This is a genomic window from Moorena sp. SIO3I6, from assembly GCF_010672095.1.
In genome coordinates this window covers 106710-128940 of sequence record NZ_JAAHHU010000001.1, presented here as the reverse complement: position 1 = coordinate 128940, position 22231 = coordinate 106710, and the positions used below count along the sequence as shown (strand labels likewise).

The 22231-nt window shown below is 42.2% G+C and carries 20 protein-coding genes and 2 pseudogenes; 7 read left to right on the top strand and 15 right to left on the bottom strand.

What is annotated here, in order from left to right:
* Positions 1–41: 41 nt before the first annotated feature.
* Both F6K49_RS00575 and F6K49_RS00570 read right to left on the bottom strand, forming a co-directional pair.
* Complete coding sequence (locus F6K49_RS00575) at positions 42–2111, bottom strand: AAA family ATPase (RefSeq protein WP_293020316.1); 2070 nt, start codon at positions 2109–2111, stop codon at positions 42–44.
* A gap of 61 nt (positions 2112–2172) precedes the next feature.
* Positions 2173–3249 (bottom strand): RRXRR domain-containing protein, encoded by a 1077-nt coding sequence (locus F6K49_RS00570; protein ID WP_293020314.1) that lies wholly within the window; start codon positions 3247–3249, stop codon positions 2173–2175.
* Here F6K49_RS00570 and F6K49_RS00565 point away from each other — a divergent pair.
* Positions 3248–3493, top strand: a complete 246-nt coding sequence (locus F6K49_RS00565; protein WP_293020312.1) for a hypothetical protein — start codon at positions 3248–3250, stop codon at positions 3491–3493. The genes F6K49_RS00570 and F6K49_RS00565 overlap by 2 nt on opposite strands.
* Here the strand turns inward: F6K49_RS00565 and F6K49_RS00560 are convergent.
* Positions 3473–3739: a hypothetical protein gene (locus tag F6K49_RS00560; RefSeq protein ID WP_293020310.1), complete on the bottom strand. Its 267-nt coding sequence runs from the start codon at positions 3737–3739 to the stop codon at positions 3473–3475. The genes F6K49_RS00565 and F6K49_RS00560 overlap by 21 nt on opposite strands.
* A 23-nt stretch (positions 3740–3762) precedes the next feature.
* A complete protein-coding gene (locus F6K49_RS00555; protein ID WP_293066454.1) occupies positions 3763–3897 on the bottom strand; it encodes a hypothetical protein in 135 nt (44 codons plus the stop codon).
* A 206-nt stretch (positions 3898–4103) separates the two neighbouring features.
* Here F6K49_RS00555 and F6K49_RS00550 point away from each other — a divergent pair, with 206 nt between their 5' ends.
* Positions 4104–5228, top strand: coding sequence for an SGNH/GDSL hydrolase family protein (locus F6K49_RS00550; RefSeq protein WP_293093184.1), 1125 nt, complete (start codon positions 4104–4106; stop codon positions 5226–5228).
* Positions 5229–5251: 23 nt separating this feature from the next.
* Positions 5252–5767: a surface-adhesin E family protein gene (locus tag F6K49_RS00545; protein WP_293093181.1), complete on the top strand. Its 516-nt coding sequence runs from the start codon at positions 5252–5254 to the stop codon at positions 5765–5767.
* Between the two features lie 79 nt (positions 5768–5846).
* Here the strand turns inward: F6K49_RS00545 and F6K49_RS00540 are convergent, their stop codons facing one another.
* From F6K49_RS00540 to hetZ, 9 genes and pseudogenes are all read right to left on the bottom strand, one after another.
* On the bottom strand, positions 5847–6743 hold the full coding sequence (locus F6K49_RS00540) for a hypothetical protein (protein ID WP_293066448.1): 897 nt from the start codon (positions 6741–6743) through the stop codon (positions 5847–5849).
* Positions 6744–7156: 413 nt separating this feature from the next.
* Positions 7157–8247 (bottom strand): annotated as a pseudogene (locus F6K49_RS53170) (ISAs1 family transposase).
* Positions 8248–8610: 363 nt separating this feature from the next.
* Entirely contained in the window at positions 8611–9498 is an 888-nt protein-coding gene (locus tag F6K49_RS00525; protein WP_293040492.1) for an AEC family transporter, read from the bottom strand.
* Between the two features lie 84 nt (positions 9499–9582).
* Positions 9583–11847 carry a DUF4129 domain-containing transglutaminase family protein gene (locus tag F6K49_RS00520; protein WP_293093172.1) on the bottom strand — a complete coding sequence of 755 codons (2265 nt, stop codon included), beginning with the start codon at positions 11845–11847 and terminating at the stop codon, positions 9583–9585.
* 39 nt (positions 11848–11886) lie between these two features.
* Positions 11887–11964, bottom strand: a pseudogene (locus F6K49_RS53165) (pentapeptide repeat-containing protein); the annotation flags it as partial.
* A 196-nt stretch (positions 11965–12160) separates the two neighbouring features.
* Positions 12161–12307 (bottom strand): pentapeptide repeat-containing protein, encoded by a 147-nt coding sequence (locus F6K49_RS53160; protein WP_366510804.1) that lies wholly within the window; start codon positions 12305–12307, stop codon positions 12161–12163.
* Positions 12289–12375: a pentapeptide repeat-containing protein gene (locus F6K49_RS53155; protein WP_364301912.1), complete on the bottom strand. Its 87-nt coding sequence runs from the start codon at positions 12373–12375 to the stop codon at positions 12289–12291. Before F6K49_RS53155 ends, F6K49_RS53160 begins: the two co-directional genes overlap by 19 nt.
* 47 nt (positions 12376–12422) lie before the next feature.
* The gene (locus F6K49_RS00510; RefSeq protein WP_293028205.1) at positions 12423–13526 is read right to left on the bottom strand and encodes a hypothetical protein; all 1104 of its coding nucleotides are present in this window, start codon (positions 13524–13526) and stop codon (positions 12423–12425) included.
* Complete coding sequence (gene hetZ / locus F6K49_RS00505; protein WP_293028231.1) at positions 13519–14682, bottom strand: heterocyst differentiation protein HetZ; 1164 nt, start codon at positions 14680–14682, stop codon at positions 13519–13521. The genes F6K49_RS00510 and hetZ overlap by 8 nt, the downstream gene beginning before the upstream one ends.
* Before the next feature lie 101 nt (positions 14683–14783).
* Here hetZ and F6K49_RS00500 point away from each other — a divergent pair, with 101 nt between their 5' ends.
* Positions 14784–15269 carry a hypothetical protein gene (locus F6K49_RS00500; protein WP_071102393.1) on the top strand — a complete coding sequence of 162 codons (486 nt, stop codon included), beginning with the start codon at positions 14784–14786 and terminating at the stop codon, positions 15267–15269.
* A gap of 318 nt (positions 15270–15587) precedes the next feature.
* On the top strand, positions 15588–17588 hold the full coding sequence (locus tag F6K49_RS00495) for a family 10 glycosylhydrolase (protein WP_293028197.1): 2001 nt from the start codon (positions 15588–15590) through the stop codon (positions 17586–17588).
* A gap of 42 nt (positions 17589–17630) precedes the next feature.
* Here the strand turns inward: F6K49_RS00495 and F6K49_RS00490 are convergent, their stop codons facing one another.
* Both F6K49_RS00490 and F6K49_RS00485 read right to left on the bottom strand, forming a co-directional pair.
* Entirely contained in the window at positions 17631–18596 is a 966-nt protein-coding gene (locus F6K49_RS00490) for an Rpn family recombination-promoting nuclease/putative transposase (RefSeq protein WP_293093166.1), read from the bottom strand.
* A 76-nt stretch (positions 18597–18672) separates the two neighbouring features.
* Positions 18673–19785, bottom strand: coding sequence for a PD-(D/E)XK nuclease family transposase (locus tag F6K49_RS00485; RefSeq protein ID WP_293093163.1), 1113 nt, complete (start codon positions 19783–19785; stop codon positions 18673–18675).
* Positions 19786–19811: 26 nt separating this feature from the next.
* On the opposite strand from F6K49_RS00485, the gene F6K49_RS00480 reads away from it, so the two are divergent.
* Together F6K49_RS00480 and F6K49_RS00475 are read left to right on the top strand one after the other, a co-directional pair.
* Complete coding sequence (locus tag F6K49_RS00480) at positions 19812–20129, top strand: hypothetical protein (RefSeq protein ID WP_293028184.1); 318 nt, start codon at positions 19812–19814, stop codon at positions 20127–20129.
* Between the two features lie 244 nt (positions 20130–20373).
* Positions 20374–22089 (top strand): dynamin family protein, encoded by a 1716-nt coding sequence (locus tag F6K49_RS00475; RefSeq protein WP_293028180.1) that lies wholly within the window; start codon positions 20374–20376, stop codon positions 22087–22089.
* Positions 22090–22231: the final 142 nt, after the last annotated feature.

The following is a 22231-nucleotide window of genomic DNA, read 5'->3' as shown; positions in this document are numbered from 1 at the left end:
TCCCCACTTACTTGGGTAATAAACCATGAAGCTTCAACAAACTAGCTATCATTATCGACCTCGACAATCTCAGTATATTCAAACTGATTTGGACTACGCCTTACCAAATCATAACGATTTCCAGCTAGCTCAATAACATCTTCTTCACAATCAGACTTAGGAGAATTGTAAGTCAACACATACTCTTTACCAAGAAAAGGAAGTATCTCATCAGCCACTTCTCCTCGCCACTGAGTCTGAGTCACTAAAACTACTAATTGATTCGCCAGTCTAGGTAAGATATTAGCAATTCGCCGACGATAGATTTCATCCAAGCTTCCAAAGGGAGAATCCATTACAATAGGAAAAGTACTACTATCAGGTCCCATCAGAGAATGCTCTTGACTCCAATCCCTAACTCGGTCAATAATTCCGCCGATAAAGGATAAACTTAGAATCTGATTTTCTCCCGTAGACGCAGCAACTAGATTTTCTTCTCCAAGAGTACTTTCTACTAAGGTTAACTCATACTTATCACTCAACTTAGGGATATAGGGTGTAAAAGAAATTGAGATAAATATCTCCTGGACCCGCTTCTCCAAAGAAGTACGAAACTGAGTTTCCAAACGTTCCCTCACTTCAATTAACCGTTCAATAGAATCTTGAGCAGCAGCAATCCGTCGCTGTATCAACGCCTGCTTACTTTCATTCATTTTGTGCTTAGCAATCTGCTTATCCTTTAAGTCAATGTCTGTATCCAACTGTTCAAGTTGTTGTTGATTCCCTCCTTGTTCTAGAGTTAGCTCCCGAATCCTAGTATCTATCTCATCTAATTGTTGTTGGAGCAGACTGATATCCTCATCGGGAAAGTTACGTAACTTTTTCTTGATATCATCTAGTTGGGTCTCAATTCTAGAAAGCTCAGTTCTTCCCTGAGCAATAGTATCTTGTTGTTGGTCAACATCCTGCCAAAACTCAGGCACCTGTTGGTTAATTTCATCAACCTGGGAACCCATCCTTATTGCGGTTTCTTCCACTTCAGCCATTCCGGCTTTATCCATCCAGGCTGCTACTTGCTGATGAGCATGAGTTCCCTCAGTTAATTCTACACCACAGATACAGCGCTTGTGTTTAAGTAAATCCCCAACAAATTGCCGCTTAATTCCAACAGGTAATTCCCCTCTTTCGGTGATTAAATCTTTGACAATTTCTTGAAAAGTTGAGCTTACCTCTGAGAGCAGCACGGTATAGCCACGAGTTGATATAGCTCGTTTCAAAATATGTTGACTTTGTTTTAGCTGTTCTCTAATTAACTTTTCTCTAGCTTCTAGTTCATCCCGCAGCTGTTGTAACTCCTGAGCGCCACCGAGTTCTAATAACCGTTGACCAATTGTCTTCTTTAGCTCATCTTGATCCTCTAACTCCTGCTTGATTTCCCTTTGACGCTTGATTAGACTCTGGCTCTTCTTTTCCGATTTTCGCTGTTGTTTAAGCAATTGCTTAGTTTCAGAGTCACCAATTAAAGATAATTCATAGTCTAAGGTTTTTTTCGCTTCCCTTAAATGTTTAATGGAGCGATTTAAAACTTCTACCCCTAGCAAGGTCTTGGTTGCTTCCGCAACTTCTGACTTTTTATCGGAGCGTACCAGTTGTTCAATTCGTTCTCCATCAAAAAAGAAGTATTGGTGCAAACTAGCTGGTAAAATTTGACCAATAATATCCTCAGGTAGTTGTTGAGGCAATAACCAGCGTCCATCATCTCCAGCGATTTGGAGATACAATTCTGTGTTACCTTGCTCGACTCCTACCTCAGTTTTGTAAGTACGACATAGACGTTTGACTTGGTAGCGTTTATTATTGTGTTCAAATGCTACTTCTACCCAACAGTCTACTGGTTTATTGAACTGAGCTTCAGCAAGAGCTCGCTTATTCAGCAGTTGGTCTTCTGAAGCAAAAGCAGCACTAAATCTCTCATAGAGTACCCACGAAAAAGCATTCAGGATGGTAGTCTTACCAGCACCATTATTCCCATGAATAATCGTAGTGTTTCGCTCGCCACTAGCTAACACAATCACGGGAGTCTTACCATAAAACTGACGAAAATTACATAGCTGAATCGATAGCAGCTTCATAAGTCTTCGCGGCTTTCGTCCCCATCCCTCTACAGGGTGGGTACGAAAGCCGCGCCTCCAATTAGTGGTTTACAATTAAGCCCGTTGAACGTTTTAGGAGTCGGACTTTGCGGGCAGTGAATTGTCCTATCCGCTTCCAATCGATATCGCTAACGGAAACCTGTTTTGCTGTTCCGCCGCTCACCCAACCACGGGTTACTTTTCCGGCTTTAACAGCTTCAACATAATCTCCTTTGCGAAAACCATGACTAGTAGTTGTTCCACCATATTTGCGCCGTTTTCCACCTTTAGAAAATTGCAACAGGTGTAATTGACGACGACTTATAGGAGCACGTCTAATAACAAAGAGTAAAGTGTTAGTTATATTGCAGTTTTCTGGAACACTCAATTTGCCTTTACTGTGATAGTAATTATTGCGCCGGAAGAATTGAGTAGCAGCTAAAGCTATCCCATCTACCGCATGAGTGTTGACTGACTGCCGACTTTTGTCGGTTTTGTCCTTGACTAGTCCTAACGCTTCCCTTTTTAGAGCAGTCTCCCAGCCTTTTTTTTGAGTGACTGGGGCTATTTTTTCTAGCTGAGATATTGACCAATATTGGCCTACCATAACAGGAGAAAAACCCTTGTTTCCCCTAGCCTTGACTATTTCATAAACGATGACTTTTACTGGGTACAAAAGACTAAGTTCTTTGGCTACTCTTTGCTCTAACTGGCGGTTTGCTCGAATTGAAGGAGGTACCTTTTTGCTTACTCTATTTGAGAATCGTTTTTGTTTATGAGACCTTTGCGAGTAAGGTACCTTGCGGTTTATTCGACGGCTTCTACGAGTTTTTCGCATCATTTGTCGAGTATCCATGCGCACGCGGACTTTGTTGTACGGCAACACTAAATGCCCTGTCCAAAGAGTGGCATTATTTGACTGAACAGCAATACCAGAAAACATTTTTCCAGGATCAATCCCAATAGCAATGTCCTGAGTTTGTTCTCCAGACGGTTGGTTGACTAACTGAACAGCAAAAACATTTAGATCGTTTTGGTAAATAACAGCTAAACCTTGATTAAGCCAACGCCGAGCACGAGAGGCTTTTGTAGGCATCAATGGTTTGCCATCAGGTGAAATAACTGGAACTCGTAGCATGGTGATAAACCTCACGAGAAAAGTATTTGGGTTGATTACCCGTCCCCTGGCCGTAGGCCACGCTACGCGAACGACCACCGAATCTAAGATGTCCTGTCTAACAGCAACTGACGACACAGTTTTGAAGAGATCCGGACTGGGGAAGCATCCGGATGTTCGTACCAAAATTCGGCTCAATGGTCTAGTCAAACACGGACAGTTGGTCGTCTACCCAAGCCCCAACCTAAGAGGATGGGGTTATTGACTGAACTTCTTCCTTGACAATTTTCAGGATATCATCATTAATATTACGGGGAGTTTTCATATAGAGTTTATCCTTTTCTGCCTGCAAGACTCGCTCTATAATTCGGCGCACTTCTAGGGGAGCAGTGATAATCGGCTCCTGGACATCATGGAGTTCATTCTTGCTAGGAGAATAAGTAGAATGTTTTTCAGCTACTCTTCTGGAAATGACTGATGTAGCACCACTGGTAGAGTATCTAAATGCCATAACCGTATTTTTTTTAAAAGCGACTAACCTTTCAGATCGTGTCCGGTTGTTTCGGTAGTATTCTTTGTTGTTGTTTGTTTTAGGAATCGGTAAGGGTGAATAGGGAATAGCTTGGTAGTAATCACACTACTTACCAATTCCCCATTACCAATTATCAATTACCCATGCTTTACAAGAGCGATGTTTCCGGACATGATACCATATCTAGGCTGATTAAATTTATTTTAATACTTTATTGTTTATTTATACTATAACCCAAAAATTTTGCAATATCTTAATAACGAGAGTCACCCAAAGCAGTACTCTATCTCTGTAGGTTTTTAGTTTTGGCTTGAAACCTGCCCACAATCACAGACAATCAACGATGAAAAACGCAATTACGGCCTTCGGATTTTCTCTATTCTCTTTAATGTTGCCCTCTGAAGCTAGGGCATATGATTTAGATTTTAGTAATCTTTATGTGTTTGGTGATAGCCTATCGGATTCTGGCAATTTGTTCAATATCAGTAAGGCAAGCAATCAGCTAAATCCCACCATTCCCATCACCCCCCAGAGTCCACCCTACTTTCAGGGACGTTTTAGCAATGGTCCTATCTGGGTAGATTATCTAGCAGATGCTCTGGACATAGAGGTGAAGCCATCTACTGACTTGTCCGTGGTATTACCGGAATCGCCGATACTTTCTCCAATCACTATCACTCCCGATGGCCCTCGGGTGAGTTTTTTCTTCAATGGTGCGACGACTAATCAAAGCGTAAACTTTGCTTTTGGTGGTTCTCAAGCCGGATTAGCTGGCCTTGGTGAATTCGGGGCGTTGTTACCGGGATTACTCACCCAAGTCCCAGGGTTTACCAATGACCTAATCCTATCTGATCAGATGGCTGACCCCAACGCCCTCTATATTCTGTGGTCAGGTGCTAATGATTACCAGAGTGCGGACCCTCCTAATCCTAACCAGGTGGTGAGCAATATACAGACAGCCCTGAACTCCCTGTATAACTTTGGTGCTCGCAATTTCCTAGTGCTTAACTTACCAGATTTGGGAAAGATACCTCAATCACTGAGACTAGATAGTGTATTATCGTCTGGCCTCACGGATTTGAGCGAGCAGCATAACTCTCTGTTGGACTCCACCCTTAACCTTTTGAGCCAATCCTTAGCTGACATTAACCTGATATCCTTCGATGCCAATAACCTATTTAATCAGATTTTGACCAATCCTGGAAACTTTGGTTTCACGAATGTGACGGAAGGGTGCTTAGATGAAACAACGTTTATTGCTTGTGCTAATCCAGACGAGTTTGTATTCTGGGATGGCTTCCACCCAACGACAGCTGGCCATCAGATCATAGCGGAATCAACCTTAGCCGCACTGAAGTCCCAAGACAAGGCTAAGACTAAGTCTGTACCAGAACCAGTTTCTTCTGCCTCCTTAGGAGTGATAGGGCTTGCCTGGTTGCTTCGGAAACAGTTGAATAAATCCTGCTAGAGTTTACTATTAACTATAACACAGTGGCATCTACCCCAGCTGTCACCGTTGATACTAAATTGATACTTAATAGTTTGATACTACTATTGGTAAATTCTATGGGTAAATTTCTGTTAATCTTATCTGCGATCGCTTACCTGTCTCAGACTGCTATAGCTCAGACAAAACCAAGGCGTTGGGTCAGAGTCATGTCAAATGCTCAGACAGGCAATATCCACTACTTCGATATCGATTCTTTGGTCAGCACCACTGATGAAATGGGCAATCCCATCCACTCCTTTGATAGTAGAATAGTATTTGGTAATCCTCTCGAACCAGGAGTGTATTCTGCCATTATCACGGTTCAAGTTAATTGCCCTGAGCGTTCGATACGTACATTGCGTTTTGAACAATACGATTCCCAGGGTAGTATAATCAGCCGAGAAGAATCGGAGAATGATTGGTACACAATACCCATGCCCGATACTCCAACGGTTCATGTCATGAATGGTTTTCACACCTTAGCTTGTAAGTCTAATACTAATGTTGTTAACCGTTGACTGTTAACTGTTGACTATTAACTTTTAACTGTTGACTGTTTACTGTTGAGTCGGAACTCTGCACTTTCCGACTCAGGACTCAATTGATATCACTCATCAGAAGATTAACTAATTCTTGGGTGATAGGGAAACCAGTTTGTTGCTCAAAGTGTAAAAACATCGGACTGGGGTTAGCTTCAAGAAACACGTATTCACCATTGGGCTTTAAACGCCAAATCGCCGTCCACTGGAGCCAAAACGCTCTAGTGATAGCTTTGCACTGCTCTTGCACGGTCTTTGGCAGCCTGACCGGAATCAATTGAGCATCGATATCTTCTCGAAAGTAGAGCGACTTGGAGCGAATTTCTGCCGAATACATCGAGTCCCCAATTACATAGGTGCGAATATTTGTGCCAGGGATATACTCCTGTATAGTAACAGGAGAAAGCCGCAGGGCTAAGTTTAGTCGTTCTGGTTGTAGATGTTTTTCTGTTAAAAACTGGACATGAGCACCACCATAGACTGGCTTAAAAATCACTTGGTCACAAGACTTCCTAAATTTAATTATAGCCTCTGGATCATTACTAATTAGAGTATGGGTAATCGTTACACCCATTTGTTCAGCTTTGCTCAATTGTAGAGGTTTTTCCTTATCAAATTCATAAGCTTGCCATGATTTAACCCAGTGAATTGAGTTTCCTTGCATCAACGTTATTAGGGGACTCATAGCATCATTAAAAGCAACTCTCTGCTGTAATATATTTTTGATTGGGGGAATTTGAACTCCAGAAAAATTACGCCAAAAGATGCTACGAATATCTCTTAGACGTAATTGATAGCCATCGGATAGGGTGAGAAGTCCATCTTTAGTGTGTGGCTGCCAAGATAGTCGTAATTTAGTAGGAAACAGAGAAGTGTCGAGATAGTTTGTCTTGCCTCCAGCCTTAGTCAGAGCATGGTTGATATGCGCAGCGTGAGTATCTTCAGGATTGCCCAAAATAAAAAAAAATATTCATCTATTGCCAAACAAAACGAACTAGTAGTTCTACTGTTCTGCTGATCATCCAAGTTATTTTTTGTTTCGGTTTACTAGATAATAGTGTGGCTAATCAATTCAAGATCATACTTGGTTTTGGTTTGGCAAAAAAATTGAATTTTAAAACACCTTATAAGCAAATTTAATTTGGGTATCATATCAGCTATATTTACCTGATAACAGGTAATTTTTATAATAGTTAAATGCATCCTGATATTACTCCGAAAATATAATGCACCCTGTTTAAAAATTGCCTAAATGCTTAAAAACGCTGCTAATGGGTCAGGGAGTTGTTAGTAGATTTATTACCCCTTGAGGCTGGGCAGGGCTGTTTCATTCTCTAGAAAATAGAATATAATCGGAGATAATTACTCTTAAGTACAAAAACTGAGAATATATTTCAGATTATGGCTCATTTCGCTGATTGCTGCCTTAATCGAATCAAAGCCATGTGCTCGAAGAAGGGTTAAAACCCAGGTTTTGAGCAAAGATAAGTTTTTTGGAGCAAATCCTGATATTTGGGGACTAATATCTTCCTCGTAAATGACGTCTTTGACCCAATGAAGAGAATTTTCAATCAGCCAATGTTCTCTAATTCCATCGACCAAACGACGAGATTGAGGAGATTTTGAACTCATATAATAACTAATGCTTTTGAATGGTTCATTACCACGAGTTCCACTCCGAGAGACTTTAATGACACAACCGACACCCATCCATAATGGATCAAGGTTTTCTGGTGGCTCAAACACTTCTATTTGACGTACAGTATTACGGTTTCTAGTTTTTTCATGATGGATCACTTTTTGTCGTGGTGTTTGCTGCTTTGATTCCGTTTCTATTTGTTGATATAATTTGGGTTGATTTTTTTTTACTTTAACTAGATAGTCATTCCCTGAATCGATGATCTCTGCCAGATTTTTTTTTGACAATGAAGAGCATCAAAAGTAAAGACTACACCAGTTAAATCTAATAATTCAATTAAGTCTCGAACGACGGGAATTTCGCTCTCCTGCTTATTTTCCATCATTTTTACCCCTAATACTAATCTTCTTTGATGGGAAAAAGCCGAAACACAGTTGATAAAGTTTTGTTGGGCCTGATCGTAGTTACTAACAGTATTTTTGAGGCTCTTACCATCAAGGGATATCCATTCATTAGAGGGAATCACACTATACTGTTTACTCCATTCATTAAACACTATTTGGAGTTTTTCGTAATCTAAATTAACCATGACTCTTCTGATCGCTGAATAAGAAGGAACACGAGCATTGGGAATTTGAAGTATATTAATCAATTCTCTGCGGTGGCGTTCTACAAATCTACCCAATTGTCGATAACCCCAATAACCACTCATCATCCCCATAATTATGATTAGAAGCACCAGCCACAGAGGATGACGAAGACCATGAGGACTGCGATGATCAGGTATTTCTTTGAGATAGTCGATTAAGCTTTTCTCCATGAGCCATGGCATATAAGGGAAATTAGCCCATTTTTAGGGCTATTGCTTCACTATACAGCTTTTTGCTCTATAATGAAACAGCCCTGCTTGAGGCTGGGGGGGGCGACAAGCGCACCCCCAGGGAGTAGGGATATTTAAACTGTCGTGTTGAGCAGGTGGACTGGCAAGTTGAGTATTCATGACTGCTTTTAATTGCTGAAAGCGCTAGTTCAAGCATGATAGTCAGAGAAATAATCTCTGTATGTAACCATGGCAAATTAACCTGGCTTTAGTAATCCAGATAATTACTGATCCTGTTAAATCTTTTACAGTTCTATGTCCGTTAATTCTCTAGTTTAGCTCTTATCGATAGATACATACTAACTAAGTAGTCGCCCACAAAACTAGGGGAAGAGAAAGGAAACTGACTAAGGTAGACAAAACCACTGTCCGTGCTACTAAGGGAGCATCTCCCCCAAACTCAGTGACCAAAACTACCGTACTAATTGCTACAGGCATGGCACTTTGTAACACCAACACCTGTAAATTTAATCCCTCCAGTCCCAATGCTTGACCAACGGTATGGGCAATTAGCGGAGCTACCAACAAACGCAAGGTAGTGGCGAGCACCTCATACCGTCCTATAACCAAACGGGTGCGGGACAATTGTATCCCCAACACAATTAAATCGATAGGGATTGCTGCCATACCCAACTGGTGAATACCCTGATCTAGCCCTAAAGGCAGTTTTAAGCGCAATAAACGCCAGGTTAATCCTGCCAGCATTGCCCAGAGTAGCGGTAGTTTTAGGGTTAAGCGCACTCCAGAACTAATACTACCCCCTTTAAGTAAGGCGGGACAAATAGCAAACATCAACAAGGCAGCTGTGATCATGTAAACTATAGCGCGTTCTAAACCCGGTGTACCAAAGGCAAAGGAATTGAGAGGAAGCCCCAGGTTTCCAGCATTGGGAAAAATAGCAGCAACCATAAAGCTTTTTTGGACAACTGGTGGTAATTTCAACAGTTTGCCTAATCCCCAACTCAGTAGGTAAAGCAACACAGCGGTAATGATCAACCCAGCGACTAAACCAATGGTGCTTTCGGTAGACAGAGTTGTCCGATACAAGCTGTCTGCTATCAACGCTGGTACGAGAATATAAAGAGATACCTGAGAAAGAGTTTGCTTGTCCAGAGATAACGTGCGACCAGCAATAAATCCAATCAGGATAATTAAACCGACCGAAACAACAGCAGGTAGAAGAACAGTCATTATATAAATACTTTAGATGAACCCCATTAAAGCAAAAGTCTTTTTGTTAACCGTTGACTGTTGACTTTCAAGCAACCTTAAACCTTAAACCTTAAACCTATTTTTGCTAAACTGCTTCAGTCGCCGCCGCAGTTGTTTAATATTAGGTCTGTGACCTCCATAACGCCAACGGATATAAGCATGCGCTATCTGCTCAATTACCTCAGCGGATGCTTTAGGCTGGTCTTGACTTATACAGCTAGCGTACTCAAGTGGAGTTTGAGTCGGATGTTTGAGATATCCTTTGGTTGCTAAAATCCTGATCATTTGCTGGTAAATCTGTTCCATTGGTGGCAATGTTGCCAACCAGAAACGATAGCGCCAGTTTTTCCACTGATGCCAACCTAGCCAGCTCAGAAAACCAAATGCGATCGCTAAAATCAAGCCGCTCAACATACCTAACCAACCACTAGATACCATCTTCCACAATCCAACAAATATTCGGATAATGGTACCAATGGTGAAATGCCATAGGTTGCTCAGTAAACCAGTGATTGGTGAGGGGAGCCAACCTGCTACCCACTGCCAAAACTGGCGCAAGACACTAAAGGTTTGATATTGCTCAACGGAGGGGGGCAGCAATTCATGACCTGGGATGGGGTCAAAGGCAAACCAACCGTATTTAGGGAAATAAACCTCAGTCATGGCATAGGCATCGGTATTGCGGACGATGTAAAACCCGGTAAAGGGGTTAAATTCGCCAGTGCCAAATCCAGCCACTAATCGGGCTGGGATGCCTATGGAACGGAGCATCATGGTGAGGGTGGTGGAGAAGTGGTCGGGATAACCACCTTGATACTTGAAGAGAAAGGCTTCCACCAAATCTTGATTTTCTTCTAGAAAAGGGAATTGTGAGGGGTCTTGGGGCAGGCGATAACGCTGCTTAACCGCCTGGGCTAGATACAAGGCTTTTTCATAGGAAGAGGTAAGAGGTTTCTCTGAAGTGGCTAGGAGTTCTTCAGTACGTTGCCTGACCCTCACTGCAATTTGGGGGGGAATATCCAGATAGTAGTTTTGAATCGACTTGGGGTAGTTATCCCCAGCTTGCTGCAACTTAGTGCGATCGCGAAATGGAACTTCTGATATTACGGTATAGGTCAGTCCTTCTAATAAACCTAAAGGCGATCGCAAACTGCCTTCTGGTCCAATACCGATTTCCCGCGACGGAAAGAACAATTCCTTCGGATAGGCCAAAGCGGGAATCAGATTCGGCAGTTCTGATACAGCTGTGTAGGTTTGAATTACCTTTTTGGTTTGACCTGTGATCAAGGCAGGTAAGAGTTGGAAGCGATAGGACCAGCTTGGTCGAGTTATTTTCTGGACTTGATTATCCCGAGAAATTTCCCAACCCTGACCCGTGTAGTGGTCAAACGCTAGCACTCGCCAAAATCCCGGTGCTTGAGAACGCACCCGCATCACTACCTTAGGTTTCAGTTCTCCCCGCAGATTCTGGTTAATCTTGCTATTAAAGCCATAGTAAAATGTCTGATCCAACTCACCAGCACCCGTAGCGTTTTGAGAGCCACCACTACCATTTTCCCCTTGCTGTTTCCCTTCGCTCACATAGCCAGGGTTAACAATTAACCTATTTTGTGAATCAAATCTCCGGTTTGCCATTTCCCCAGGAGCACTGACGGGATACATCTGGATTTGATAGCCAGGGAAACGAGGCATCAGAGCAAAAATGGTTAACCCTAGCGCTATAATTACACCAATAAATAAAATGAGACGCTTTAGGGGTATGGGTGAGTAGTTGGGAGTAAAACCGTATAATTTTTTACTTTTTTTAGCCGTAGATATACCCAAGCGTGACTGGTAATCCAGGACAAGAACCGGTAATGCGATCGCTAAAAATACTAACAACAGAGGGGCAAACGCCAGAGTCTGACTCACAGTACCAGCGACCCCCAACAGGATTAGCCCAATTACCATCGAATAGCCCAAATCCTTGCGGCGGGGCAAGTCAAAGCTATGGAGAATCTGCAGCTGAACTAACAACTGAGCTAGAGCCAAGCGGGTATCATTGAGCTGACTGAACACATTGCCCAAAAAGGCTCCCAATGCCAGCAACATCCCCAATGCCAGCAAGAATTTCAGAGCAATGTTACGTTGGCGACGACGATACCAACTCCAGGTTGCTCCCACAATACTTAAGGGTACTGCCCAAAGACTCCAGAAGGTAGATGCGGCAACATCAACAGCCACAATTCCTACTACTACCAGTGCCTGCACCAACACCCTTAACGAAATCGACTCCTCTGTAGGAGGCAATGGCTTGGCCTCAAGACGCTGCCAAAACTGACTCACCATGGTAGATGCGCTCCGAGGTTATATGTCAAGCTTGGAATGTTAAAGGTTGGAATGTTGAAGGTTGGAATGTTGAAGGTTGGAATGTTGAAGGTTGGAATGTTGAAGGTTGGAATGTTGAAGGTTGGAATGTTGAAGGTTGGAATGTTGAAGGTTGGAATGTTGAAGGTTGGAATGTTGTTCGCGTAGCGTGGCCTATTGGCCAAGGTTATAATCTGCAACCTGTTAATCTGTTAACCTGCAACCTGTTAACCTGCAACCTGTTAACCTGTTAACCTGCAACCTGTTAACCTGCAACCTGTTAACCTGTTAACCTTCAACCTGTTAACCTGCAACCTGTTAACCTGCAACCTGTTAACCTGCAACCTGTTAACCTGCAACCTGTTAACCTGCAACCTGTTAACCTGCAACCTGTTAACCTGCAACCTGTTAACCTGCAACCTGTTAACCTGTTAACCTGCAACCTGTTAACCTGCAACCTGTTAACCTGCAACCTGTTAACCTGCAACCTGTTAACCTGTTAACCTGCAACCTACTAACCTGTTAACCTGCAACCTGTTAACCTGCAAGTATTCTGACTAATTTGTCGGGCAGATTGCAAAGGTCAAAGGTTTCTGTTCTCCATGATCGAAGCGAATCTCGATAGAACAAATCTGATTGGGTTGTAAATCATAGGATTCTACACTCAGGTAACCTGGATAGGTACGTTCTGCTTTTGCCGAGGCTTGAGGTGTACCTAGAGTCAAGCTACCACCTCTAGGCAAACGAGTGCTGACCCGTAGCTGAGACACACCATCTTCTTGATGATATTCTGCTCGCAGAGTTACTAAACCAGCACTAGTCTCCCACTGGCGCTCCACAGGAGTTTGATTTGGTGAAACTGGAATGGTGAGGGTGGTAAGAATTTCCTTAGCTGCTAACAGAGCCAAGACCATCTTTTGCTCATTGTTAGCTTCTTCGTAAGGTAGGGATTGCAGTTGTTCTTCTGGAGAACGGGTAGGTGTCATCAAGATCCTGCCACTCCAGGAGTTAAGGGCATAGAATTCGTCAGGAAACAGCTTTTGAACTGCCCTAACCAGTTTAGCTCCTAGCTGATACTGGGAAGACACTGCCTCAGAGCAGGCTTCTAGCAATTGAGATAAAACGTTTTCTGGTATGGCAGTTGGTAAGGCCAAGTTAGACAACTGTGGCATCCAAAACCTAACTCCGGAAACCCAAGACTCCGCTATTGCGTCAACAATATCAGTTTCATAGTCTGAAATTTCTGTCTCCCAAGGAAACAGAGGTGGGTTAAGTTCAATTTGAGCTTGTAGTTTGCGCTTCAATAGCGTCTGGAAACGATTTTGCACGGTTGACATCTCTCCCAAGTTGTAGCGGCGGATTTCACCGCCTAGTGTAAGGTCATCATGGGTGTTCGATTCTAGTGAATTCACCCACATGCGGTCTAAAGCCGCTTCGCCATTGTGATTAGGGACAATGTTCAAGTTTTCCAAGTCCAGTGATTCTGATAAATCCAGGGGATATACATCAAAGTCAAAATCCGCTGCTGTTGTCTCACCCAGAGGTACAGTATCGTTTACTTGACCGTTTGATGGTATTGAAGCAGCGGGACGGGACTCTTTTAGCCAAGCCATTAAGCGGCTATAGAAAGCGTCCATATTGTTATCTATGTCACTATTCATCTTTAGATCTACCGGATCCGGATACTGAACTATTACGAATATCCCAGGCAATTTCGAGCAACTTAAACCATCGCTTCTGTGCCTGGTTTAGTGTACAACCCAAGGTCTTAGAAATTTGTTCATTGGAGTAACCTTGTTGTTTGAGTTTAAGTAATTCTGACTGTTGGGAGCTCAGTTTTTGTTGAAATCGTTGCCATTCTTTTGGTGTTAGCCCCAGATTTCGATCCAAATCTGCTCCCAGCCACTGATGTACCAATTCCCAGCGGTGAGACAGAGCAAACCGAATCAGATGATACTTAAACCGTTGTTGTAAATAGTCCCGCTGTCTGGGATTGATGCCTAAAATCTCCTCAATTTCCCTGGTTGGCAGGTCTTTCAGCCGCAGAGTAAAGTAATCCGCACAATCCTGTTGCTGGCGTTCTTTGAGATAGGCGAATAATTCTTTGATTACAGTTTCCCGCAGGCTGGAGTCTAGGGGTTCAGAGTCTGATAATACCATTGCCTCCCGCACCTGCTGGATCGCCGCATCATTCCAAGTCGCATCTGACTCCTGTGCTGCTCCTTCCGCTGCTGTATCCATATCCACAGAGGTTTCTGGAGGTTGCTGTTGGGAAAAGGTTTGAGCACGTAGAATGACCAACTGTTGGGAACGGCGACCGGGTAAAGGAATACGTCGTTTACCATAGCGCTCTGTAAACGCCATATATTCTGATAGTTCCAGGAGACTGCGGGGACGATAGGTTTCCTCCAGGGAGGTTTCCCGCCGAAAGGCATTTAAGGCTTCGGCATAGAATCCCTGTAAGAAATCTTCAATCATATTCAGCCGCGCCTGGTAACTGGTCGGCGTTTGATGGGGTGTAATGTAGCGGTAGATAATCGCACTAAGAGTACTCTGTAGTTCTACCCTTCCTTGGAGCGACCCCAGTTTGTAGTAATGACAAACTTGCTTGAGACGATGGTTAGCGAGGTTTTGAGCCCAGCTGTCCACATCCCCAGAGGTTTGAATCCGATTACTTTCATTGCAAATACGATTAACTTCATCAGCGATACGTCTTGCTACGTCCTGGCAGTTTTGCTTAGAAGCACGAGTGGACTGCCGGAGTTCGTTATACAGCAGTTCAAATAGTCCTTCCACGCCCAGGCAGACTTCCCTCATCATGATTTTCATTCAATAACGACCCTAACATACAGGTACTCTCGACAAATTTGATTTAGGTTTAGACTATGTGCAGCCAAATTCCTCACCCTATAGCTCCTATGGAATTAGACGAACAAATTAACAATTTGATTGATAATGCTCCACAAGATGGAACGACGCCTCAAGCGATTGAAGCGATCGCTCCAGTACTCAAACTTCTGGCGGAACAACTAAACCATCTGGAATATTACATTCTCCAAAATCTTGACCAAGGTTGGGTGTTGACGACACTGAGTAATCGTGCTAACCCTGATCTGGAGAAAAATGTTATTTATGCTTTTCCGACTGTTCAAGATGCTGCCAATTTTCATTCTGATTGGGATCCTCAACTTATGGCGTGCGGGGTGCCAGTCACTCACATTTTGTTTCAGATGTTGGCAATCGACACCGTCACTAGTACTGTTTTCTTTGATACACCTGGTAATTTAGCGGTTGGTTCAGAGGTCTCTCGAGAGGACCTACGAAATTTAATACAAGCTCAACTACAGCAAATCCGGTCAGCACCCAAGTCAGATTCTAACAATCAACCCCCTGATATTGCTTAACTATGGCTTCACCAGAGCAAGGGATGAGCGGATGAGGAGATGAGCGGATGAGGGGATGAGTGGATGAGGGGATAACTGACAAAAGACTATTGAATCACAAATTATTACCATCACCCCTGATCACTTCATTACTTATCCGGTCTGATCTAGGGACTTTTCATGTATTCAATATAGTTATTCCCTGCCATCACGACCTCTGACCATCTCCCCATCGGTGAATTGACTATCTGTAAACGCAACTTGATATTAATTTGCCACTTGCTATAATGGTGCGGCTAAAATTGCGGTTAAGCCCCCAATATGCCTCGCAATAAAACTATGGTAGCTTCTAAAACTGGCTTCCCTGATACGGAAAATCACTGGGCAAAGCCATTTATTGAAGGTTTAGCCAATCAGGGAATGATTAGCGGTTTCCCTGATGGCAGATTCCGACCTAATCTACCCATCAATCGATCTCAGTTTGCTGCCATATTAAAAAACGCTTTTTCCCAACCCGAAAAACAACGATCTGCTCCGAAGTTTATTGATGTATCACAGAAACACTGGGCTTTGGAGGCGATTCAATATGCTTACGAAACTGGCTTTATGTCGGGTTATCCTGGTAATCGCTTCCGCCCAGACACTAATCTGGTTCGAGTGGAAGCCTTGGTAGCGATCGCATCTGGCTTGAACCTTCCCTTGAGTGAGATATCGGATGTACAGATAGAGCTACCCCAACTCTATCAAGATGTGGATAAAATTCCTGGTTATGCCCGAGACAGGATAGCCACCGCTACGGATGCTAAAATAATCGTCAATTATCCCAATCCCAAGCGACTGCGACCCACTCAAGTGGCAACTCGTGCTGATGTGGCAGCGTTTATCTATCAAGCTTTGGCGTATTTGGGTCAGGTGCCGGACCTAAACTCAAAATACACGGTTGCTTTCCAAACCACTAGGGAGGTTAGCCATCAGCGAGAGTTTCGGGGAGTTTGGGTTGCCAGTGTCTGGAACATTGACTGGCCGTCTGAAAAGGGTCTAGCAGCTGAAAACCAACAAGAGGAACTGATCGAGATTATTGACCGGATTGAGGAACTTAACCTCAATGCTATGTTTTTACAGGTACGACCTACAGCAGATGCTTTATATGCCTCAGAATTAGAACCTTGGAGTGAATGGCTAACAGGTACCCAAGGGCAACCACCAGAACCATTTTACGACCCGCTGGAGTTTGCGATCGCAGAATGTCACAATCGCAATATTGAACTACACGCCTGGTTTAATCCGTTCCGTGCTGCAACAGGATCACAAGTTTCCACAAAAGTCAAGCCTCACATCAGCGTTACCCATTCAAACTATGTGTATCAATACGGTAAGCAATTGTGGATGGATCCAGGAGTAAAAACAGTTCAAGACTGGACTTATAACGTGATTCTGGATGTAGTGGGTCGTTATGATGTCGATGGGATTCATCTGGATGACTATTTCTATCCTTATCCTATCAAAGATCAAGATTTTCCTGATCAAAAAACTTATGAAGCTTATCAGGAAGCTGGGGGTGAACTGAGTTTGGGGGATTGGCGCAGGGACAATGTGAATAAGATAGTTGAGCGTCTCTACACTGGCATTAAAGCTACTAAGCCAACAGTTAAATTTGGGATTAGTCCTTTTGGAATTTATCGTCCTGGACAACCTCCTCAAATTAAGGGATTAGATCAATATGAAGCTATCTATGCTGACCCTAAAAAATGGTTAGAAGAAGGTTGGGTCGATTATATTGCTCCTCAACTTTACTGGCGGATTGAGCCTCCTGCCCAAAGTTATCCGGTTTTACTGCAATGGTGGACAGAAAATAATCCTAAAAATCGACACATTTATTCTGGGAATAGACTCAGTAAGTTAGATGGAGAAGAGTGGCCGATTTCTGAGTATGAAGAACAAGTTGAAATTAGCCGCGATCTAGTGTCTCAACTCTCCCTAGGAAATATTTTCTATAGCATGAAAGTATTCACAGAAAATCGTTTAGAGGTGGTTGACCAGTTCAAAAGCTCTATATATTCTGAACCTGCTGTTGTTCCTACTATGGAGTGGTTAAAGACTGAGCCACCTAAGACACCAGGTAATGTCAGAGCAAGAGATGGTAAGCTAAGTTGGCAGAAAGTTTGTGATGGAGAAATTTGTTATTGGACCCTTTATCGACAACAAGATGGGGTTTGGAGGTTGTACAAAATCCTGAATTCAGCCACGCTGGAGATAGCGCTAGAGTCGGGAATCTATGCCTTGTCAGCAGTGGATAGGATTGGGAATGAAAGTTTAGGAGTTGTTGTATCGTTGGGTTAAAGGTTGTTCGCCCTTGGCGTTCCCGTAGGGTAGGTTCAATGGTTAAGGCAGATGTTGGCTAAACTCATCTAAAGAATTAGCTGTTAATGCTGTTGCCATCAAGTTGTCCAGTTGTTGGAGATCATTACCTTGGATTTTCCCAGATATCTCTGAAGGAATCGTTCCAAATCGTAGTTGGAGTATTCGCTCCAAGTTAGCACGACGTTCTTGTTGAATGCCTTCTAATATCCCCTGTTGTCTGCCCTCTTTTATGCCCTCTTCTCTGCCCCTTAACTCTCCCACTGCCTCTGCCCCTTCCAGCATACTAATTTCATACCGTTTATCTTCCAGATATTTCTGATAGGCTGCCTTTTCGGTATTCGGTAGACTCTCAATCCTCAGGTTTTCCTTGGCTTGGGCTAATCCCCTGGCTTGGAATTCCTCCTTGATTTCACTATTTTTAAGGAAATATATCCATTCATCCAAACTGTTTCTAGTCACATCATCAAACTGTTTCACTCTCAAGATGTAATATTCGGGAAATATTTGGTACACCTGCTCAATTTTGAACAACTCCTTCTGGAGATTTGATGGCTCTAATCTGTCCTGGATATGACGTCCGATGAAATTTAATTTACCCTGATATATGTAATCTTCTCCTTGGCCGAGGGGAAAGTAAACTATATTAATGGAGTAGACCTTTTTGACTTGACTATAAGGCTCTCCTTTATCCAGATATTCGGTAATCAGAGTCGAAACTCCAAATAACATCCGCTGAAAGTAATCATTTTCCGAACTATTTTGAACCTCCACTAGCAATAACTCCCCGGCACTATTGAGAGCTAGAATATCCACCCGGTTTAGTTTATTGTCTTGTGTCTGAGGATTACTTTCACTTTCTAGTATTGATTCAATGGTAATCACTTGTCCGAGTAATTCGCTGATAAAGCCTTCGAGGACAACATAATTAGCTTTATCCCGCAGTTGTTTTTTGATCGCCCAGTCAAAGCGTATGTGTGTTGCTGCCATGATTAGTCTTGCTATCTACAAGCACTATGCCATTTCGACTTAATTTCCTTTAGACTTCTAGTTTAACACCTGGCCATTAATTCGGCAGATTTTTGCTAAACTCATCTAAAGAACTAGCTGTTAATGCCGTTGCCATCAAGTTGTCCAATTGTTGGATATCTAAGCCTTGAAGTTTTTCAGATATCTCTGAAGGAATCGTTCCAAATCGTAGTTGAAGTATTCGCTCCAAGCTAGCACGACGTTCTTGTTGAATGCCCTGTTCTATGCCCTGCTCTATGCCCTGTTCTATGCCCTGCTCTATGCCCTGTTCTATGCCCTGTTCTATGCCCTGTTCTATGCCCTGTTTTATGCCCTGTTCTATGCCCTGCTCTATGCCCTCTTTTCTGCCCTCTTCTCTGCCCTCTTTTCTGCCCTCTTCTCTGCCCTCTTTTCTGCCCTCTTCTCTGCCCCTTAATTCTCCCACTGCCTCTGCCCCTTCCAGCATACTAATTTCATACCGTTTATCTTCCAGATATTTCTGATAGGCTGCCTTTTCGGTATTCGGTAGACTCTCAATCCTCAGGTTTTCCTTGGCTTGGGCTAATCCCCTGGCTTGGAATTCCTCCTTGATTTCACTATTTTTAAGGAAATATATCCATTCATCCAAACTGTTTCTAGTCACATCATCAAACTGTTTCACTCTCAAGATGTAATATTCGGGAAATATTTGGTACACCTGCTCAATTTTGAACAACTCCTTCTGGAGATTTGATGGCTCTAATCTGTCCTGGATATGACGTCCGATGAAATTTAATTTACCCTGATATATGTAATCTTCTCCTTGGCCGAGGGGAAAGTAAACTATATTAATGGAGTAGACCTTTTTGACTTGACTATAAGGCTCTCCTTTATCCAGATATTCGGTAATCAGAGTCGAAACTCCAAATAACATCCGCTGAAAGTAATCATTTTCCGAACTATTTTGAACCTCCACTAGCAATAACTCCCCGGCACTATTGAGAGCTAGAATATCCACCCGGTTTAGTTTATTGTCTTGTGTCTGAGGATTACTTTCACTTTCTAGTATTGATTCAATGGTAATCACTTGTCCGAGTAATTCGCTGATAAAGCCTTCGAGGACAACATAATTAGCTTTATCCCGCAGTTGTTTTTTGATCGCCCAGTCAAAGCGTATGTGTGTTGCTGCCATGATTAGTCTTGCTATCTACAAGCACTATGCCATTTCGACTTAATTTCATTATACTGGATCAGTGGCTCAGTCCTGAGCAATGGTCTTTAGACAAACCTAGCCAAGAGGTATTAAACTTAGACAATAAGCAAATTTTGTCAATTTCAGTTAGTTACCGTGAGAGAGATTTTAAAGGTTATTCTTCCTCAACTGCGTCAGCACTTCGAGAAAATTTACAACGATATGAGGGGATTCGGGTCTCGTCAACATTGGGACTCTACCCCCCGATTCATAATGCTCGGTACGAGCCGCTTCGCGAACGCAAACTAGAATCGAGTGAAATAATATTCAGGGCTAATCCCTGACGGCTGAGTCTTGTTAAGATGCGATGTTCCGTTCGCGAACGCATTAGACAAATGACCAATGACTACTGATTAATGACTAATCAAGGGCTGATGCCTGACAGCTGAGAGTTGAATGTTTACCTGATCAGAGTTTTTACCTTGCGATATGCTTTGAAAATAACTATAATTAATCTACCATAGCTATATTTAATAATTATTTTGTCCTAATTTAGGTAGGATAGTATACTCTAGGGGAGTAATTTTAATGAACAATCAAATTATTGATCAAGTCTTGTACAACCACCAACTTGATATTGATGACCTGTTACAAGATTTGCATAAATTTGTTAGTCAAATCAATAAACCGGAATTACAGTCAAAAATCAGGACGATACAAAAAAATAGTAATGAACCGTTTTTATTAGTTATTGTTGGAGAAGTCAAAGCCGGGAAAAGTAGCTTTATTAATGCCCTCCTTCAAGAAGAAATTTGTAAAACTGATGTTGAGCCATGTACGGATGTTATTCAACAAATTGTTTATTCAGAGGAGCCTTTTGAAAAGGAGATTAGCCCAACGTTACGAAAAATTGGTTTACCGATTGACATTTTGAAAACTTTATCAATTGTCGATACTCCTGGAACGAATACGATTCTGGACAACCACCAAGAGATTACTGAAAACTATATTCCTAACAGTGATTTAGTGTTTTTTGTATTTTTCGCTAAGAATCCCTATCATAAAACAGCTTGGGAACTCCTGGATTATGTTAGTGAGCAATGGCGTAAAAAAGTAGTCTTTATACTTCAACAGTCTGATTTAACTAAACCAGAAGAATTAAGCCGAAATACTCAGAGAGTTAAAGACTATGCTAGTCAACGACATATTGAGTCTCCTATAGTTTTTGCGACATCAGCGGAATTAGAAAACAATGGGAATGAAGAGGGGAGTGGGTTTAGGGAAGTGAGAGGATTTATTAATGATATGGTTACCGGTGGGGAGACTTATAAAATTAAACTGAAATCAATTAGCGATCGCACTCAAAACGTGATTGATGAATTAGAGCATGAATTAAAATCTATCCAACGGCAACTAGAGCTGGATAAATCATCAGTAGAACGAATCAAAACTAAACTAGCTGTCGGTGAAAAAAAGTCTCAAGATGAGATTAGTAAACTGGTGGATAAGTTAGCCGCCAACTATGATCTAGTTGCTGAGCAAATAAAATCCGATTTTAGCGCTGGTTTCACCTTTCCTAAACTAATCAATAAGTCCGTTGTTGGTACCGTTAATAAAAATGCCTCGATCCAAGCCTGGATCGATCAGATCAAGGCCAAGTATGAACCAGAGCTACAAGTGTCGTTAGAAGAAACCTTAAAAGAGGGGACACACCATTTTTTAGGGGATATTAAAAACCTAATTGATTCGTTAATACAAGATTTAAATACTATCCAGAATTATTCCAGTAATAGCCATCTATCTATCCAAGTTATTGAGCGCCGTCATGAGGTGTTTGAAGACGTTAAGCAAAAAGCATCTAAACTCCTTGAAGATGCTGAGTTTATCAATACTTTAAAATCTAACGCTAGTGGAGTCGCCACCAATGTATTAGGTGGAGCGGCAGTAACAGTAATTGCTGGCCTATTTATGGCGATAACAGAAATAGTAATATTGGATATTATCGGTGCTGCATTTGCCGGAGTTGGGATTTTAGTTTCCGGGGGAGCGCTTTATCTTAAAAAAAGAATGATCATTAGCAAGATTAGCAAAAAATTAGATAGTGATAAAACTAAGTTGATATCAGATATTAAAGAGCAACTTAAATTCAAATATACTCTGATATATGAAGAAATAAAAAGAGTATTTGGAGATTTAGATGATTATGTGGAAAAGGAAGAAGAAGGAATAGAACCAATCCTTAAGGAGTATAGAACAATCCAGAGCAAGGCTAAGGATTTATTAGAGTTAATGGTTAATAGTTAATGGTTATTGGTTATTGGCCTTAACTATTGGGTTATGGCCGATGAATCGGTTCACTATTGCTGGCAGAATGATGATTGTTGAGGCCAAAATCTAGAGAGCTGATGCTGTCAATAGCTTCAAACGGCTATCAAATGTGATAGTA